Origin of the sequence: Tunicatimonas sp. (assembly GCF_049647865.1) — a bacterium.
Lineage (GTDB): Bacteria > Bacteroidota > Bacteroidia > Cytophagales > Cyclobacteriaceae > Tunicatimonas.
Genome location: NZ_JBARYM010000281.1, coordinates 1 through 19,522, shown reverse-complemented (window position 1 = coordinate 19,522; position 19,522 = coordinate 1). Strand labels below are relative to the sequence as shown.

The following is a 19,522-nucleotide window of genomic DNA, read 5'->3' as shown; positions in this document are numbered from 1 at the left end:
AGTTCAGAAATTGGTGAAGCAATCGCAAAATTGGAAGCCTTGGAGCTGAAGCGATTTGAACTCACGCAAATGCAGGAAGCAATAGCCGAGTTAGAAGAACAAGTAGAAAATGAAGAGGTTGTTCTTGCCGAACCGGCACTGTTTAATGAGTATCCTTCAGATATAACGATCTATATTCAGGAGCTGAATAAACTGATTAATGATCGAGAACTAAAGGCCGGATCGTATAAAGAAAAAACTTATGCTATTCAACTTAAAGATCAGCGGATTGCGCTTCTCAAAAAAAATATAGTAGAGTTGCTACGAAGCTATCAGATTAGCTTAAAACAAGAAGCTAGCGAGATAGCAGAAAACCGAGAAAAAATAGAAAAAGAATTTATGCGGCTTCCCTCGCGGGGCACTGATTACAACCGAAACCAGCGATACTACGCTCTGTACGAGGAGATATTTCTCTCGCTAATCCAGAAAAAGAATGAGTTAGAAATTGCCAAAGCGGGTACGGTAACCGATTTTGTTGTTTTATCACCAGCGACCTTACCAGGTGCTCCAGTAGCTCCCGAAGTTTTGTTAATACGGGGGGCCGGGGGAGTAGTTGGAGTAGTGCTTAGTGTAGCTTTCTTACTCATTGCCTACGTATTGCACGATAAAATCAGTAGCCAGTCGGAACTAGAACGTTATACGCAGGTACCAGTTGTAGGTAGCGTACCTAAGTATAGGCGAGCCAAGTCACTACCGGCAGTACTGGTTGTCAATGAGTCATCTAAATTAGCAGTTAGCGAAGCTTTTCGTACCATTCGCACTAACCTTCAGTTTATGGGGTTAAGGGGTAGCCGTCAAGTGGTATCGGTAACTTCTACCGTGAGTACGGAAGGTAAGACATTTGTTGCCATAAATTTAGCCAGTATCATGGCTATGTCGGGCCGAAAGACAATAATACTTGACCTGGATATGCGAAGGCCAAAAATACACTTCGCTTTTGACGCTGAAAATACGGCGAAGGGTATGAGTACTATTCTTATTGATAAATATACTTTAGATGATTGTATTCAGCATTCTAAAATAGACAACTTAGACTTTATTCCGGCGGGAGCAATACCACCCAATCCAGCAGAACTAATTGGTAGTCAGAAATTTGCGGATACACTAGAGGAGCTAAAAAATCGGTACGACTTAGTGATGATTGATACTCCTCCTGTAGGTTTGGTTACTGATGGAAACTTGGTGATGGAGAAAGCAGATGTGCCACTATATGTCGTCCGGGCTGACTTCTCTCGTAGAGTGTTTATCAAAAATATCGACCGTATTCAAACAACGCGCAAACACGAAAATTTATCGCTGATTTTAAATAGCGTAGATTCAGCGAATGAGTACGGTTACGCTTACGAAAAGTACGGACAAGACTATTATACCTCCGAAGAACCACTACCAGGAATAGTTGAGAGAATAAAGAACATATTTAGTAGAAGCTAAATTGGGTTGAGTAGCTGATCTACTTAAGAAGGATATTTCAGTGTAGCCTCTACCCGATAATGTACGCTATCGCGAAAGATCATTTTTTGCGTTCCACTACTCTGATATTTCGTAAGTAACGGACCTTGCTCGCTAGAAGATAACTGCATTTCCATCCGGCGTTCGGTACGATACAGGGCATTCTTTTCAAGAAAGACCGTTTCAATCTTCCGAACGTTCTGTAAAGTATCTTGATAATAAACGGCTAAGTACGGGATTTCAACATCAGCGGGTTGCTGAGCCCGATAAATACGAATGTTCAACCCGTTTTGGTCAGTACTATCTTTTACTTGGTAACTCCCTTGTAGTACCGGGCGGTTAATACTAGCCTCACTAAAAAGTTTGAGCGTCTCAACCCAATCGGCACTATCTTTCTGCATAGTTTCTACTTCTTGTTGACCATTGATAGTAGCCATGATTTCTACTGAAGGGCGTAGCGAATTTAAGTGAGCGAGTTGACGCTCTACCAAGCCGGTTAAATCATAATAGGGCTCCTGGTTTAGCTCTTCGGAAACCTGATTAGTATAATCACAAGCGGTAATAGAAAAAAGAAGGAAGGTAATAGACAAAAATCTCATACCGTAAAAACGGTAATCTCTAGTAAAAGTTGATAGTAGTCATAAGTCGCCCTAAAGACAGAATGATGAGAAGATAGCCCATCTGCATTATACCTTTATAAAATGAAGTATAACTTTATTCTCCCTACGTGGTTATTTAGCTAGAGATATTGAAGAAACAAAGCGAGGTAAGGAAGTTATTCTTCCTCTGGAAGATCTGAAAATATATAGTGGTTTAGTCTTCGTAACTATTAGTATCACTCTCTGAATGAGCTATATCTGAGTTGCGAATTTCTCAAAAGACTTCTTACCAATGAGCCCTCCAGTTATTCTTACGGCAGATCAGCTAGCGGTATTTAATACAATCCCAGATTTGTATTTAGTACTTGCTCCTGACTTGTCCATCCTTACAGCCAGCGAGGCGTATCTATCAGCTACAGATAAAGTCCGTCAGAAGATAGTGGGAAAACCACTGGCGGAGGTCTTTCCACTAACCGATAAGGGATACGGAACCAGGTTGCATAATTCGCTTCAAAAAGTACTAAGCACAAATAAACCTTATCAATTTGATTTTAAGAGTATTCAGCGTTCAAGCAAACCATATTTGCCGTCTTCCCCTAAAAGAGGTAACAAGCAAAAATGTTCTCATTTGCTTAATACTCCAGTGTTTGATGAGCAAGGGGCACTACGCTATATTATTCATAAATTAACCCTCTCCGCTAAAATAAATGAGCCGGCCCCGGTGCTAAAGCCGATCAGCCAGATAGCTGAATATACTCTTTTATCAACGGTATTTATGCAAGCACCAGCCGCCATTGCGGTATACCGAGGACCACAGTACGTGATTGAGTGGGCCAATACTGCCTTTTTTGAGCTACTGGGACGAACTTCTAAACAGGCCCTAAACACCCCCCTCTTCGAGCTACTGCCCGAATTAGCCGGACAAGGCTATGAAGAGTTACTTCATCAGGCTATGAGTACCGGTGAACCCTATGTGGCTAAAGAGTCGCCTTCTCAAATTAATCGTCATGGTCGTACTGAAACAGTTTATTGGGATTTTGTGTATCATCCCTTTCGAGATGAACAAGATCAAGTTATTGGAATTACGGCAGTAGCCACCGAAGTTACCGAGCGAGTAGAAGTGCGTCAGGTACTAGAAAAAAGTGAAAAACGCTTCCGTACGCTGTTAAATAGTATTCCGCAAATGACCTGGACCAATTTACCCGATGGGTCGGTGGATTTTTTTAGTCAACGGTGGTATGATTATACGGGTCTTTCTTATAAGCAATTGGCGAACCGGAAGTGGCAGACGATTATTCATCCTGATGACACGGATGATATGCTAACCACCTACTGGTATGCTCTACAAAGCGGGACAGAATTTACGTGTGAAAACCGCATTTTGCAGCACGATGGCAGTTACCGTTGGCATCTGAGCCGATCGGTTCCTATGCATAACGAAGAGGGAAAGATCACACTCTGGGTAGGTACGGCAACCGATATTCACGAGAAAAAAACTGCTGAGGATAGTTTGTATCAAGTGACCCAAGAACAAAAAATACTGAATGAAGACTTACAAGCGGCTAACGCGCAAGTACGAGCTAGCAACCAGGAATTAACTAATACCAACCGTCGGCTTAGCTTTATTAATACTGACTTAGATAGTTTTATTTATACTGCTTCGCATGATCTGAAAACCCCCATTACCAACGTACAAGGACTGCTGCACATGCTTGAGCGGCATTTACCGCAGGAGAGCACGGGGAACCCAGCCGTTCAGAAAGTATTTAAATTAATAGACCGCTCGGTTACTCGTTTTCTACGTACTCTGGCCGATATGAGTGAGATTACCCGCCTTCAGAAGCAATCTAATCAACCAGCTGAAAGTGTTGATCTAAAAGACGTGATCAACGATATTCGGATGGACCTGACCGTGCTAATTGAACAGGCAGGAACAACGCTGAATGTAGCGGTAGATGATTGTAAGCTCATCCGATTCTCTCCTAAGAACTTACGCAGCGTTGTGTATAATTTATTATCAAACGCTATTAAATATCGCGATCCGAGCCGACCGTCAATTGTCGAGATTCGAGCGCATACTACAGACGAACATCATGTGCTAAAGGTGTCAGATAATGGGTTAGGCATGGACCTAAGTCAGAACACCAAACTATTTACGATGTTCCAACGTTTGCATAGTCATGTAGAAGGAACTGGAGTGGGACTGTATATTGTCAAAAAGATTGTTGAGAATGCAGGAGGGATAATTACCGTTGAAAGCAAAGTCGGTTCTGGGACCACTTTTGTGGTATTTTTTAAGCGTTAAAATCTGTTATTTTTTATGCAACGGTTAAACTGCGTTCTTTTAGTTGATGATGACGAGATTACTAATTTTGTCAACGAGTCTTTGATTAATGATTTAGGGGCAGCTCAAGAAGTCTTAGTGACTACCGGTGGGCAGCAAGCACTGGATTTGATTACACTTCGGTGGCAACAAGGTAGTTGCTTGCCGAATCTTATTTTACTAGACATGAACATGCCGGGTATGAACGGCATTGAGTTTTTGGAAGAGTATGAGCAACTAGAAGAGAAGCTTCGGAAATCAGTTATCGTTGTGATGCTCACAAGCTCTAACAATCCGGCCGACGTTGCAAAAATAGGACACACTAACATGGCTGATCTGCTAAATAAACCCTTAACCGAAACAAAACTAGAACACGTTGTAGAAAAACATTTTGCTTAGAACTATTTCAGTTAGAAATTTTAGGGAAACGCGAGATGAATTGAGACATAGCGAGGCATCTTTGAGGAAAATAGCAGTGCTACTTAACGAAAACATAACGATGAAACAGCGTAATCTCAGCTATTTTTGACCAATAGAATTAATTGAAATAGTTTTTTAGTCTGCGGAAGATGTTTGCTGGTGGTGGGGTAAAGCTACTAAGAAAGTAGTACCAATACCCGGACTGCTTTTCATCGTGATAGTACCTTGATGTAGCGATACAATCTTTTTAACAATAGAAAGCCCTAAGCCGCTACTGTTCTCACCACGTAGACCCTTTCTTCGAGCACTAGAAAATTCTTTGAATATCTCAGACCGTTTATCCTCCGAAATACCAATTCCCGTATCGCCAACCTCAAATAGCACCTGTTCTTCCTCTTCTCGAATTGCAATAGTTACCTCTCCTGATTCAGGAGTAAATTTTAGCGCATTGGACAGTAGGTTACTAACTACGTGCTGAAATTTCTGAGCATCCAAGCGGGCAAAAATAGTTTTTTCAGGATATTGTTCAATTAAGCGGATACGATGTTCCTCAAACTGAGGTGCTAAGTCTTCAACTGCGTTTTTGATTAAAGAAGCGAAATTCACCTGATGCATTTCTGCTGATAGTCGCGAGTCCGTAAGCTCCATTAGCTCCAACATACTTTCTACTAATTTGCCCATACCTTGCGCTGAACTACGTATTAGCTGAATCATATTGTGAACTTGCGCTTTGTCCCCGTCTTTTAACTGCCGTTCTGCTAAGTGGGCAAGCATAAACATATTGTTAATAGGGCTTTTAAGATCATGAGCTAAAATGCGAATGACGCTTTCATTCTTCTCGTTTAAATCTTCTAAGGCCGATAATTCCTCTTTCCTCTTGGTTATGTCCGAGATATGGGCTACAACTCGAACTACTCGTCCGTGATCATCTTCAGCAGGAAAGGTTTTAATGTTTAGCCATTTGGCTCGGTACTTTTCTTCATTTACCCGTAAATCATGGTCTTGATAAGTATCGTGAACGGAAAAACTGCGCAGTATCTCTTCAAATTTATCCCGATACTCAGGATGCACAAAGTCCACCATTCTGGCGTAGTCAGGTTCTTCTATTAGTTCCCGTCGGGCGTATTCATTAAGTCCTTGAGTAAGATGAATAATCTTCTGGCTTTCTATATCCCAAATAAAGAAAAATTCAGGTACATTATTAGTGATCTGCTGATCGAGATTTTCGGTAGTCATCGTAAGAGCAGGGAGTAGAGGGTTTTAAAAAAGTAAGGTGCGTTGGCAAAAAATAGTAATAATTCACGGCTTTACCAATTTGTTACGAGTTGTATCAAAATAGCAGAAAAAGTGATCTTGAGGAAGTATCTAAGTAGGAGTTATTGCCTAAAATGAATCTATCAATATTTTGTATGATAAAGTTACTTCTAAAAGTAGTTTGTAGGCCTTCAATAAGCACAAATTGCCCCATTAAAGTAGTCTATAAACACTCAGTAGACAAGATGCCTCTTCCAAAGTACCCTACAGACGCTATATGGGCAACAGTAAGAGGTGGCAATCTATCGATGAACCCTCTATAGAAAAGAATAGTGCATCAAAACGCACTATATACTCTTTACCATGATGAGTAGCTATAAAACTTACACTATTTTACAACTAATTCAGTGAAGTCAATAATACAGTATAGCTACTGTAGTTCATAAAATTAAATAATGTAACGTAGAAATAGCAATATATAAGTTAAGAAGGCACATTAGTATATTATAAAATTAATATAATATTATTTTATCTCAATTAGATTTAAATTTGAGTATTAATTAAGCAATATCACTATGCCCAAAGAAAATCAATTTCTGAATCAAAGTTTTACCGCCTTAAGCAATGCCATTGGTACCCCTCTATTACTAGTAGTTTTTAGTAAGTATGGCTACGACGAAAAAACACTTAAGCAAGGATTAGCTTTGCATGCCAAAGTGGGGCATATCACTAAAGACCGGGATGCCGCAAATGGGGTAGTACGTAGAGCTACTCGCTCGCTTAATCAAGCAAAAGACACTACGTTGAGATTATTTAGTAGTCATATGAATGTAGCTCGGACTGCTTTTGCCCGAGAAGGATACGCTGACGATATGAGGATTACCGGTCGGCGAGAAGGAGCTACAATAGATTGGCTGGAACAAGCAAAAAAGTTCTATACGCACGTACCAGTTGACCTAATGGTGAAGTACCATGTGCCTAAAAAAGAATTAGACGAAGCTAACAAGATGGTGAGCAAAGTCACAGAATCACTTTCTCTACAGCGTAGAGTAAAGAGCCAAGCCCAGCAGCTTACACAAGACCGCCGAGCGACCTACAGGGAGCTGCATATCTGGATGAAGAGATTCATGGGTATTGCTCGCATTGTATTTGCTGACCAACCCCAGCAATTAGAGGCTCTAGGGCTAATAGTGAAAGCATAAGTAAAATAGTGTATAACGTTTTGTACTAAACTAATAAGCAAGGTGTCAAGAAAGTTTATCTGTATGTGGATACTTATCCTATTCGGGATAGTATGTTGTGAAAAAGAAGACCCTATTATCTTACCTCAATTGGTAATTAGTGAAGCATTTGATATTACTAACAATACAGCTACCATTCAGGCACAGGTGATCGAAAAAGGTACTGAGGAAGTGTTAGAGTATGGTTTTCAGTGGCAAGAAGGAAGGGAGCCTAATGAAATATCGCCAGTAGAAATTCTTGATTCTCCGTTCGCAGAAGGGCTTATTACAACTACGCTCTCTAATTTAAAACTTGGCACCACGTACTACTACCGAATCTACGCTCGCACAAAAACTGATACTTATCGTTCATCAACGATTTCTTTTAGTACTTCAAGCCCACAGCTAGAAAAACTCTCTCCTACAGAAGGTACTACTAATACGAAAGTAGTAATTACCGGACAGTATTTTGGAGTAGAACCCGAGCAAGTTTCTGTATTTATGGCAGGAGATACTGCTAGCATCCTTGAAATGACCGATACTCAAATAACATTTATTGCGCCCAAAACTTCAACCGGAAGTGTAGAGGTTACGGTGCGAGTTGGGGGTGCCGTAAGTAATGCACTACCTTTCAATTATCAGGCGGGCTTTACGTTTTCCCCTAACAAAGTGAGGCAAGGAGTTACGTTATCAGTAATTATACCCGGTCAAGGCAGCGGGAATGTCTTTCGGGTAGGGGGGGTAAAAGTTGAGTCAGAAGGGGAGTACCCTAGAAACGGAGGGCGTGAATACATAGTAAAAATTCCTAAAGACGTATCAGTAGGCGAAGCTACTATTGAAGTTGTTGATGGAAACGGAAATTCAATTCCAAACGCTGATGAAGCCCCACTTACGGTACTTTCAGGGGGCAATTGGACGCAAAAGCAAAGCTTGCCGGAGGGTCAAGTAAAAAATACAGTAGGATTTGCTATTAACAATAAAGGTTACGTACTTATTAAAAATAATCTATACACGTATGATCCGGTAGCTGAAGTATGGTCGCTATACCAGACCTTCGATAATAGTGTAGCGTTGAGATACATGCGAGCAGTAGTGATTGCCGAAAAGGCTTATATACTGAGTGGAACCAAACTATGGCAGTTTGATCCTACTACTAAATTACTTACTCCTCGGAAGGATTTTCCTGGCAATGGAAGGCGGGAGTTATTATCCTTCACCGATGGTATTCACGGATTTTTCGGAATGGGAGAAAGCGATGGTTCCAAGAATCCGCTAGATTTTTGGAAATATGACCCTGCTTCTGATACTTGGTTAAGACTAGCTGACTTTCCTAGCGACGGACTTAACGTATTTAACCCGCCAGTAGGAGTGTATATTAATGGAAAAGGGTATATCGTAAGTGCTAAAGTCTATCAGTACGATACTGCTACTGATACCTTTGCCGAAATAGAGAGTGATGCCTACATTCACATGGACAATGCAATATATGTATTGAATAATAAGGTTTATTACTTAGATTTTTACCTTGATAGATTTTTTGAGTATGATCCAGTAGAGAATGAGCTAATTGAAGAGGTAGGGTTTCCTGGACAAGACCGTATTGACCCATTCACGTTTATTATCAATGATAAAATGTATATGGGAGCCGGATGGGGGTATATTGATAGGAGGCAAACAACGTACCAAGATGTATGGCAGTTCGTCCCTGGAAAGTAGATGAACGGTCGCTTCTTCTAAGCACCAATATTTTTAGCGAATAGCTCTTGTTCTTCGCTATCTTCACGACGAACAAAAGGCCGAACAATAAGGCGGCTACTGTGGCGAAAAGAAAAGTAGTTAAGTATCCAATTGGACAGTGTACCCAGTTTGTTCCGGAACCCTACTAAGTAGTAAATGTGTACCACCCACCAAGCAAACCAAGCAAACCAACCTCCCGAACGAATTTTACCCAAAAAGTTAGCCACAGCTTTGTTACGTCCTACCGTGGCAATGGTACCCCGGTTGGTGTAGTGAAAGGGTTTCATCTCCTGCTGCCGACTGAGCCGCATCAAGTTATTAGCCAGTTGCTTTCCCTGCTGAATTGCTGTTTGAGCTACTCCTGGATGACCGTCGGGGTAAGCTTCGGTTTTTTGTAGGGCAATATCGCCAATGGCAAAAACATGCTCAACCCCTTGTACCTGATTAAACTCGTCTACCAAGTAATTTCTTCGTTCGGTACTTTCCTCGGGGAATCCCGGAATAGTCAGGCCTTGCACCCCCGCGCACCAAATCAAGCATTCGCCGTCTAATGTACGTCCGTCATCTAGTGTGGCTATGTGGCCGTCGTAATCGGTAACCTTGGTATTCAGAATAATTTCTACTCCCATTTCGCGTAAAAACTTAGCTGCCTGTTGGCCAGCCTTTTCGGGCATGTACGGTAGTAGGTAGTCGCGACTGTGCACCAGGTAGATGCTCATAATCCCAAAGTCTAACTCGGGATAATCGCGGGGTAGTACATATTCGCGAAGTTCGGCCATTGTTCCGGCTAATTCTACTCCAGTGGGCCCTCCTCCTACAATAATAAAGTTGGTCAGGCGATCGCGCTCAGCATGATCGTTAGATAGCGTGGCCATTTCAAAATTCTGCAAAATGCGGCTACGCATATTTAGTGAGTCCTGTAGTGTTTGCAATTTTAAGGCTTTAGACTCAATGTTTTTATTGCCGTAAAAATTAGCATCCGTGCCCGTGGCAATTATTAGATAATCGTAGTGCAAAGAGCCAATAGCCGTATCAATTTCCTGAGCTTCCGGGCGCACTTGTAGCACCTTCATCATTCGGAAATGTGTGTCGACGCGCTTTCGTAGTAAGTTCCGGAGCGGGTCTACAATAGAATCGGGCTCAATACCCGCGGTAGCTACCTGGTAGAGCAGCGGAACAAAGGTGTGAAAGTTGTTTCGGTCAAACAACACCACCTGATACACTTTTTCGTCTAAGTACTTTAGCAGATTCATGCCACCAAAGCCCCCACCAACAACCACTACTCGTTTTTTATTCTTCGGATCGGGAATGCGAAGTCCGTACTGACTCATAATTTTAAGGAAATATAATACTCATTGATAAGATATGTTAATCCAAATTGTTCGGGTCTCTCGGGTATTCTTCCGATAAAGAAAAAAAGCTCAATAGATTGATGTAACACTTTAGAGATTGCTGTGTTCAAGTACTAAAGTTTAAAGGTTCTGAGTTTTGAGTTTATAAAAGTGGACTCAGAACTCTAAACACAGGACTTTGTACTCGAACACACGAACACACTTTAACACTAAAATAACAATGAAAGCCATTTTTAACAACCAAGTGATTGCCGAAAGCGATCAGACCGAAGTAGTAGAAGGAAACCATTATTTTCCACCAGAATCCATTAAGCGAGACTACTTCACTGATAGCCATACTCATTCCACTTGCCCTTGGAAGGGGGAAGCTTCTTACTACAGCTTGGAGGTAGACGGAGAAAAAGCCAAAGATATAGCCTGGTATTATCCGGCCCCAAAGGATGCTGCTAAACAAATTAAAGACCACGTAGCGTTCTACTCCAATAAAGTAGAGATTACTGAAGAGTTGAAGAACTGAATGATAAAATGAATGGTAAGCACTTACATGTTCAACTCTTCAGTTCTTCAATCATTGTTATCATGAAAATTCTTGGCATTATTCCGGCTCGCTGGGCTTCATCGCGGTTCCCACAGAAAGTGATGGCCGATATTGGCGGTAAAAGCATGGTGCAGCGAGTATACGAGCAAGCTTTGCAAGCAAGTAGATTAGATGCGGTGATTGTAGCTACCGACCACGAGAAAATTGCGGAGCATATTATCTCCTTCGGGGGAAAAGTTAGTATGACTAGCCCCAGCCATCCATCGGGTACCGACCGTTGCCGAGAAACATTGGACCAGCAGACCGAAGCGTACGACTATGTAGTCAATATTCAGGGAGATGAGCCTTTTGTGCAGCCCCAAGCTATTAATGAGTTAGCTGATTTACTGGACGGGCAAACTCAGTTGGGCACGCTGGTATCGGAGATTCATGATGCTTCGGTGCTGAATAACCCCAACATGATGAAGGTGATTTTCAATACCCGCCGGGAAGCAATCTATTTTAGCCGAACGGCTATTCCTTACCTTCGGGATGTTCCGGCTGAGCAGTGGCTGCAACGCCATACTTTCTACAAACACGTTCATTTGTATGCCTACCGAGCCGATATTCTACAAGAAATTACCGAGTTACCCGTTTCGTCATTGGAAAAAGCAGAATCTTTAGAGCAGTTACGCTGGATTGAAAATGGCTACCGCATTAAAGTAGGAGTTACCCAACACGAAAGTCTAAGTGTAGATACTCCGGCTGATTTAGAGCGAGCTAAGCAGCATATGGGTATCAAGTAAACTGAAGAACTGAATGATAGAATAGCAAACATTCACTCATGTTTATCGCTAGGCACTCAAGCAATCCATACGGTTTTTTGATTCACAAACTCGCGAATACCTAGGTGGGATAGTTCGCGTCCATAGCCCGATAGCTTAACTCCTCCAAAGGGTACGGCCGGATGCGAAGCCGTCATTTTATTAACGTAAACGGCACCTGACTCAATTCTTCGCGCTAGGGCTTTACCTCGTTCAATATCCTGCGTCCAAACGGAACCACCCAGTCCGTAGCGAGAATCGTTGGCAATGCGAACTGCTTCATCTTCAGAATCGACCTTAAACAGGCAAGCTACCGGACCAAATAGCTCCTCATCGTAGGCGGGCGTGCCGGGAGGTATATCGGCTAATACAGTAGCATCCATAAAAGCTCCTTCCTTATTGGGTCGGGTTCCGCCCAGTAGCACTTTTGCCCCCTTTTCCACTGATTTTTGGACTTGTTCTACCAATCCATCCGCTAAATCAATGCGCGCCATAGGGCCGTAATCAGTATCTTCTTCGTTAGGGTCTCCTTGCTTTAGCTGCTGCATCTTTTGTAAAAACAGACTAGTGAAATCGTCATAAACCGCCTGATGAATAATGAAGCGTTTGGCAGCAATACAGCTTTGTCCGCAATTAATCATTCGGGCTTTTACTCCAACTTCGGCTGCGCGCGCTACATCGGCATCGTCCAAAACAATGAACGGATCGCTCCCTCCTAGTTCTAGCAACGTTTTTTTAATTTGCTCCCCCGCCTTTTTGGCTACGCTACTGCCCGCTCCTTCGCTACCGGTAAGAGTAACAGCCTTAATTCTAGGGTCTTCTAGTAGATCGTTTACTTTTTTATTTGGTATTAGCAGTGTCTGAAAAGCTCCCGCCGGAAATCCCGCTTCGCGAAATACTTCCTCCAAAGCCAAAGCGCACTGCGAAACGTTAGACGCGTGCTTCAGAACACCTACATTGCCAGTCATTAAGTTGGGAGCTATAAACCGAATAACCTGCCAGAAGGGAAAATTCCAGGGCATAATGGCCAATACTGTTCCTATTGGATCGTAGCTAATGTAGGCTTCACCTTCCGGTACTTTGAGGGGTTCATCAGCCAAAAACTGCTCGGCGTGCTCGGCGTAGTATTCACAGGTCAGTGCACATTTTTCTACTTCAGCAATGGCTTCTTGCTTTACTTTGCCCATTTCGTTAGTCATCAGCTGTGCGTAGCGTTCTTTGTGCTGCTGCAACTGCCGAGCAGCGGCGTACATACGCTGAGAACGCTCCGCAAACGTAAAGTCTTTCCAGCAAACGTAAGTGCTTTCTGCTTCCGTTAAAATCTTCTCTATTTCTTGATCAGAGTGTTCTTCAAACTTTTCAATAGTCTGGTTATTAAGGGGGTTGATACTTTGGATGGGCATACGTAAAAAAGCTATCTTTAACGAAAAAATTTGACTGCAATAGGAACGAAAGCGTGTATAATAGTGATAAATATAGCATGAAACAGCCTTACTTAAAAAACGATCTATTACTTCGCACCGTTCGGGGCGAAAAAACGGAGCGAACTCCGGTGTGGCTAATGCGACAAGCCGGGCGCATTTTACCTGAATACCGGGCAGTGCGAGCGCAGTTAAGTGGTTTTGTTGAGTTGGTAAAAACTCCCGAGCGAGCTGCTGAAGTTACCATTCAGCCGGTTGATATTCTGGGAGTAGATGCGGCAATTATCTTTTCCGATATTTTGGTGATTCCAGAAGCGATGGGGTTGCCCTACGAAATGGTAGAAAGTCGGGGGCCGGTATTTCCCCGCACAATTAGCAGTAAAGCTGATATTAATCGGCTTAAAGTGGCCGATATCTCCGATGATTTGGCCTACACCCCCGAGGCAATCAAGCTAGTGAAAAAGGAGCTAGATGGACGAGTGCCGATCATTGGCTTTGCTGGAGCCCCTTGGACTATTTTTGCTTATATGATAGAAGGTTCAGGGAGTAAAACCTTCTCCAAGGCCCGAGCCATGTTATATACGCAGCCTGACCTATCGCGGCAATTACTCAGTATGATCACCGAAAGCACTATTCGTTACCTGAAAGCCCAGATTGCCGCTGGAGCCGATATAGTGCAGATATTTGATTCCTGGGCGGGTATCTTACCTTCGGCTCACTTCGAGCAATTTTCCTTACCGTATATTCAGCAAATCTGCAAAGCAATCACGGAAGTACCTATTACGGTATTCGCCAAGGGAGCCTACGCAAGCCTAGCGCAAGTTGGTCAACTACCCTGCACTACAGTAGGTATCGACTGGAACACTGAAATCCCCCACGCCCGCTCAGTAGTTGGTAGTACTAAAGTATTACAAGGTAACTTAGACCCAGCGGCCCTTTACGCTGGCTTTAATCAGATTAAGCAAGCAACCCGCCAAATATTAGATGCCTTTGGCCCCTACCAACATGTTGCCAATTTAGGGCACGGGGTGTACCCTGATATTTCCCCTGATCACGTGCGCTGCTTCATTGATACGGTGAAGGAGTACAGTACCAGTATGCGCGAATGATCTAATCCTACTTTTCTGACAAGTCACTTTCTGGCGAAATATATTATTTTAACCGTGTTCAGGTCGCCTCAAGGGCAATCGCGAATCTGAACGAAGTGTGCTGATGCCAAGTGGCGGACTAACTACTAGATACTAATGTAGTATTAGTGCGTCAGTAGGTAAATCACAATTTTACAGATAATAAAGCAACTTATAATGATTAGTAGCGACAGTTAGAATGAACATCTACTAACAAGAATCCCACTTGATAATTTAATAATTTTTTAGTGAAGTATCCTAAGTTGGATGGGTTTCATTGGGTCTTTGTTGCTTATCCTGAATAGGTTAATAATCAATTAGGAAAAGATAAGAAATTTTGAAAAGCGAAGTAGAGAATGAAACAGTATGTAAATTTAATATGTACTTTCTTCTTCGCAATTATTTCAATCAGTTTATATCAAACTTTTAAAAGATAATACGGTTTTTACCGTCTAAGGAAAAAATCTAGACAGTTAGCAACGACAATTTAGTAGATTTGTAAAAATTAAGATCGTCTGTCTCATTACATATTTGCTTATTTTTGTGTAAGATTAGTGTAATATTTTTATCTTAGCCAAAACAAAACTTGCCTTTTGAAATTTCAAAAGTTATGTTTGTATATTATTTATTATTCGGCATGCATACAATCCTCCGAATAGCTTCAACTGGCTAACCTTCAGCTACTACTACAGTAAATAGTCACTATTTTTTACCTATCAAATAATTTCTCATCTTATGAAGAACAGTTCTACAAACTATGTAGCAGGGCAGTGGGCTTGCCGATTCTCAAGAGTCGGTAAGTGGCTGTTCCTATTCGCGTTATGGGGCACAGCCTCCGTGGCGCTTGCCCAGGATCGAACTATATCCGGGACAGTTACCTCAACCGATGGTGGTGCAGCACTGCCCGGGGTAAACGTTATTGTAAAAAGCACAACCACTGGTACCGTCACGGATATTGACGGTAACTATCGGCTCAATGTGTCAGAAAGTGCCGAGGTATTACAATTTTCGTTCATTGGCTATCAAGAGTTAGAAGTAACTATTGGTGGACAGAGTACCATTAATGTAACTATGGACGAGGATGTGCAACAACTCACCGAAGTGGTAGTAACTGCCATGGGTATTGAGCGAGAGCAACGCGAGCTAGGTTACGCGGTATCTACTGTCGACGGCGAAGAGCTTACTAGAGTACGCTCTGACAATGCTCTGAACGCTCTTTCTGGTCGTGTTCCCGGAGTACGGGTCACTAGTCAGTCAGGTACTGCTGGTGGGTCGGTACAGGTGCAGATTCGAGGAGCAAATTCCCTGGCGGGCACCAGTCAACCACTTTATGTGGTAGATGGGGTGCCAATCTCTAACAATGCCTTTAATGGTAGCCGAAACGATATTATTGGGGGCGGGGCCGACGTAGGAAACCGGGCCGGTGACTTAAACCCGGACGATATTGAAAATATTAGTATACTAAAAGGAGCTTCAGCAGTAGCCCTATACGGGCAACGAGCCCGAGATGGTGTAATAATGATTACCTCTAAACGAGGCAAGAAAGGACAAGCGTCCATTCAGGTTAATTCCTCACTGCGCTTCGACCGTCCGTTCCGATTGCCAGATTTTCAGAATGAATACGCCCAGGGTGATTATGGTGTGTTCGACTCTAATAACTTTACTGGCGGATGGGGCCCTCGCATTAGCGAAGTACAAGGGCAAAACTTTCCGCAGTTCCCGTTTAATGGTGAAGATCGTCCTTTACGGGCCTACCCCGATAACGCTCGCGACTTCTACGAAACCGGAACCACGATGATTAACAGCGTATCGTTCGGTACAGCTAACGATATGTTAGACTTTCGCTTGGGATATACTCACCTCAACCAAAAAGGAATTATCCCCGGTAATGAGTTGAATCGTAGCAGTGTTTCTATTAATACTGGAGCTAAACTAACCGATAAAGTACGGGCTCGGGCTTCGGTGAACTACGTGCGAACCGAAGGCATTGGCCGACCCCGGCAGGGAAGTAATGATCCTAACATTGTGGTAAGTCAAGTGAATGGACTACCCCGTACGTTGGATACCGAACTACTAAGAAACAATATTGTAGATGAAAACGGAAACGCTATTGGATTGAATGGTAACAACACAATTAACAATCCTTTCTGGGTTGTTGAGAACAATCCACTAAATAACCGAGTAGAGCGTATCTACGGAAACATTCAGTTGGATTACGACCCTACCGACTGGTTGAATATTATGGGACGAATTGGTAACGATTTCTTCGATGAAACCCGTCGGTCAATCATCCGCAAAGGAACAATCAACCGGTTAAACGGTGAGTTCGACGATCGTACGATCTTCCAACGACAAGTAAATTCGGATGTAATTGCTACCGTGACCAAAGATATTTCTAGCAAAGTTGGCTTTAGAGGTTTAGTGGGCTGGAATGTAAATCAAATTATTAATGAACGAACTCGGGTACGAGCGAGTGATTTAAGTGCTGATAACCTGTACGTATACCCGAATGCCAATGCAACTACTCCGGAGAACTTCTCTAATATTCGCCGTCTGTACGGAGTGTATACCGATATTCAGTTTGACTACGACGACTACTTCTTCGTTAATTTAACCGCGCGTAACGACTGGAGTTCTACGCTACCTAGGCAAAATAATTCCTTCTTTTATCCTGGTGTGAGTACCTCATTTATTTTCACCGATGCTTTAGGCATTAGCAACAGTGTTTTATCCTACGGTAAAATACGAGCCAGTTGGGCCAACGTAGGTAGTGACGAAAACCCGTACCAGTTAGCGTTTACCTATACTCCGGAACCGGATCTGTTTACTCAGTTCGTTGCGGATAATACGTATCCACACGGTGGGCAATTAGCGTTTGCCGCTACCAATACCATTCCTCCCGGGAACTCATTATTACCGCAGAACCAGAATACGTTTGAGATCGGTACTGAGCTACAGCTCTTTGATGGTCGGGTAAGCATTGATTTTACTTACTATAATACAGTAACTTCCGATCAGATTATCTCGGTGCAAATTCCGCAGTCTACTGGTTTTGAAGCCATACGAACTAATGTTGGTGAGGTTAGTAACCGGGGCATTGAAGCTTTATTAGCCATCACGCCGGTTCAAACGACTAACTTTAACTGGGACGTAACGTTTAACTTCACCCGAAACCGTCAGGCGGTAGAAAATTTAGCTCCTGGGTTAGATGAGTTAGCTTTAACAAGTGGCTTTAGTGGTCTTTCTGTACGAGCTGAACCAGGGCAAGACTTTGGTCTATACGGAGCCGGCTGGCTACGGAACGATGCCGGTGAGTTAATTATTAATGAAACTACGGGTGAACGTCAGGTAGGAGATCGCCAGCGCTTCGGTAGTATCTTTCCCGACTACCTGCTTGGTATTCAAAATAACCTTAACTACAAAGGTGTTAACCTGAGCTTTTTAATTGATATGCGCCAGGGTGGCAAACTGTGGTCTAACACGGTTCAAACGCTCCGCTCTTCGGGTCGGTCTGTAGAAACGCTAGCCAACCGAGGTCAAACCTTTATTGATCAGGGGGTTATTGAAAACGAGGACGGCTCATTTAGCCCTAACAACGTACCAGTACGATCTATGCAAGATTGGTGGGGAAGCTACTCGGCATCAAATATTATCGAAAGTAATATCTTCGATGCTACCTACGTGAAGCTACGTGAGGTTGTTCTGAGCTATTCTTTGCCTCAGTCACTGATAGAAAATACGTTTTTCCAAAAGGTGGCTATTGGTATTGAAGGTCGTAACCTTTTATTAATCCATAGTGAAGTTCCGCACATTGATCCGGAGACAAATTTCTTTGGTACTAGCTTGATTGGTGAGGGAGTAGAATTTAACAGTGTGCCTTCTTCGCGAAGCGTTGGGTTTAACATACAACTTGGCTTTTAATAGTGGTACAGTAAAAAACTGATAATTATGAATTTACTACATAAGACAAAATATATCATGCTAGCTGCCGTTGTGTGGCTAGCTTCATCCTGCGAGAGCGACTTTCTCGACGTAAACCAGGATCCGAACGAGGCCACCAGTGCGGAGCCGCCGCTACTATTTACTGGGGCACTGAACCAGTATTCTACCAACCGAGTGATTGATTTTGGCCCTACGGCCGCTACGGCCGCCCAGTTGTGGTCGGGTGGTGGAAACTTGGGAGCTGGAGTGTTTACGCAGCCTGAACGCTACATCATTAGTATTTTCTCAAACGGAAATACTTGGCGATCTCACTACCGAGAGATCCAAAAGAACCTAACGCTAGCGGTGCAGGGTGCCGAAGGGGCTGATCCGGTGAATAACAACGCCGCGGCGCAGTGTAAAATCTTTCAGGCAATGACGTTTTTATCTACTACCCTTATTTGGGAAGATGCCCCCTTTGTAGAGGCAGTGGATATTGATTTTGGAACGCTAGAGTTACAATCACCCAACCCTACTTTTGATCCGCAGGAGCAGGTATTGAACGGGGTACTTGGCCTATTAGACGAAGCACTGGCTCAAATTGATCCTGAAAGCCCATTGTCTATTTCTGGTAATGACTTGATTTTTGGTGGGGATATGGATAACTGGCGGAAGTTTGCCAAGTCGCTAAAGCTACGAACGATGATGATTATGGTAGGTTCCGACCCATCTAAAGCGGGTGATATTGCTGCATTGATTCAAGAAGGAGATATGATTTCTTCAGCGGATGATAATGCATTATATCCTTTCTTTGGTGAATCGGGTAACCGTAATCCTTTCTGGGAAACCCTAAACGCTTTTGCTGGTGGGCAAAACCTCTTTTACTTCGCTAGCGAAGCAATGGTTGAGGTAATGAAGAAGTACAATGATCCTCGTTTGGAAGCGTACTTTGAGCCTTATCCAGGAGGAGAGGTTGACCCTAACGGAGAAATTATCGGAGTACCCCCGGGTGGAAATATTGATGCCGATGAGGCGTGGGTACTTAGTACGGCTTCTGATGGCGAGTTTGAGTTAGTACGTCCTACGACTCCGGATGTGTTATTTTCGTACCAAGAGCAACTATACTTAGAGGCGGAAGCTATTGCCCGAGGCTTCGCTCCGGGAGGAGTAGCCGAAGCTGATGCCCGATTCCGAGCCGCTACTCAAGCTGCAATGGCGTACCGAGGAATTGGCGAGGAAGCTACTACTGCTTTTCTTGCTACTATTCCTTCGCTAACCGCCGCTAATGCAGTGGAGGTGATTTCTGAGCAGACCTGGAT

General features: G+C 43.1%; 14 protein-coding genes. 10 read left to right on the top strand and 4 right to left on the bottom strand.

Annotated elements, in window-relative coordinates:
• Positions 1–1,470, top strand: a 1,470-nt coding sequence (locus WBA23_RS08635) for a polysaccharide biosynthesis tyrosine autokinase (RefSeq protein ID WP_424581873.1), incomplete at its 5' end; no start/stop codon positions are given.
• Positions 1,471–1,493: 23 nt separating this feature from the next.
• On the opposite strand, the gene WBA23_RS08630 is transcribed toward WBA23_RS08635, so the two are convergent.
• Complete coding sequence (locus WBA23_RS08630; protein ID WP_424581872.1) at positions 1,494–2,087, bottom strand: hypothetical protein; 594 nt, start codon at positions 2,085–2,087, stop codon at positions 1,494–1,496.
• A 292-nt stretch (positions 2,088–2,379) separates the two neighbouring features.
• On the opposite strand from WBA23_RS08630, the gene WBA23_RS08625 reads away from it, so the two are divergent.
• Both WBA23_RS08625 and WBA23_RS08620 read left to right on the top strand, forming a co-directional pair.
• Positions 2,380–4,392, top strand: a complete 2,013-nt coding sequence (locus WBA23_RS08625) for a PAS domain-containing protein (RefSeq protein WP_424581871.1) — start codon at positions 2,380–2,382, stop codon at positions 4,390–4,392.
• A 15-nt stretch (positions 4,393–4,407) separates the two neighbouring features.
• On the top strand, positions 4,408–4,809 hold the full coding sequence (locus WBA23_RS08620; protein WP_424581870.1) for a response regulator: 402 nt from the start codon (positions 4,408–4,410) through the stop codon (positions 4,807–4,809).
• Positions 4,810–4,965: 156 nt separating this feature from the next.
• Here WBA23_RS08620 and WBA23_RS08615 read toward each other — a convergent pair whose 3' ends face one another.
• The gene (locus WBA23_RS08615) at positions 4,966–6,066 is read right to left on the bottom strand and encodes an ATP-binding protein (RefSeq protein WP_424581869.1); all 1,101 of its coding nucleotides are present in this window, start codon (positions 6,064–6,066) and stop codon (positions 4,966–4,968) included.
• A gap of 593 nt (positions 6,067–6,659) precedes the next feature.
• Here WBA23_RS08615 and WBA23_RS08610 point away from each other — a divergent pair.
• Both WBA23_RS08610 and WBA23_RS08605 read left to right on the top strand, forming a co-directional pair.
• Positions 6,660–7,286: a hypothetical protein gene (locus tag WBA23_RS08610; protein WP_424581868.1), complete on the top strand. Its 627-nt coding sequence runs from the start codon at positions 6,660–6,662 to the stop codon at positions 7,284–7,286.
• Positions 7,287–7,349: 63 nt separating this feature from the next.
• Positions 7,350–9,020: an IPT/TIG domain-containing protein gene (locus tag WBA23_RS08605; RefSeq protein ID WP_424581867.1), complete on the top strand. Its 1,671-nt coding sequence runs from the start codon at positions 7,350–7,352 to the stop codon at positions 9,018–9,020.
• 17 nt (positions 9,021–9,037) lie between these two features.
• Here the strand turns inward: WBA23_RS08605 and WBA23_RS08600 are convergent, their stop codons facing one another.
• Positions 9,038–10,372, bottom strand: coding sequence for an NAD(P)/FAD-dependent oxidoreductase (locus WBA23_RS08600; protein ID WP_424581866.1), 1,335 nt, complete (start codon positions 10,370–10,372; stop codon positions 9,038–9,040).
• A 241-nt stretch (positions 10,373–10,613) separates the two neighbouring features.
• On the opposite strand from WBA23_RS08600, the gene WBA23_RS08595 reads away from it, so the two are divergent.
• Complete coding sequence (locus tag WBA23_RS08595) at positions 10,614–10,910, top strand: DUF427 domain-containing protein (RefSeq protein ID WP_424581865.1); 297 nt, start codon at positions 10,614–10,616, stop codon at positions 10,908–10,910.
• Between the two features lie 62 nt (positions 10,911–10,972).
• Positions 10,973–11,716 carry a 3-deoxy-manno-octulosonate cytidylyltransferase gene (kdsB, locus tag WBA23_RS08590; protein ID WP_424581864.1) on the top strand — a complete coding sequence of 248 codons (744 nt, stop codon included), beginning with the start codon at positions 10,973–10,975 and terminating at the stop codon, positions 11,714–11,716.
• 56 nt (positions 11,717–11,772) lie between these two features.
• Here the strand turns inward: kdsB and WBA23_RS08585 are convergent, their stop codons facing one another.
• Positions 11,773–13,137, bottom strand: coding sequence for an NAD-dependent succinate-semialdehyde dehydrogenase (locus WBA23_RS08585; RefSeq protein WP_424581863.1), 1,365 nt, complete (start codon positions 13,135–13,137; stop codon positions 11,773–11,775).
• Positions 13,138–13,214: 77 nt separating this feature from the next.
• Between WBA23_RS08585 and hemE the strand changes: the two genes are divergently transcribed.
• The 3 genes from hemE to WBA23_RS08570 all read left to right on the top strand — a co-directional run.
• Complete coding sequence (gene hemE, locus WBA23_RS08580) at positions 13,215–14,264, top strand: uroporphyrinogen decarboxylase (RefSeq protein WP_424581862.1); 1,050 nt, start codon at positions 13,215–13,217, stop codon at positions 14,262–14,264.
• Between the two features lie 753 nt (positions 14,265–15,017).
• A complete protein-coding gene (locus WBA23_RS08575) occupies positions 15,018–18,203 on the top strand; it encodes a SusC/RagA family TonB-linked outer membrane protein (protein ID WP_424581861.1) in 3,186 nt (1,061 codons plus the stop codon).
• A 27-nt stretch (positions 18,204–18,230) separates the two neighbouring features.
• Positions 18,231–19,522, top strand: a 1,292-nt coding sequence (locus WBA23_RS08570) for a SusD/RagB family nutrient-binding outer membrane lipoprotein (protein ID WP_424581860.1), incomplete at its 3' end; no start/stop codon positions are given.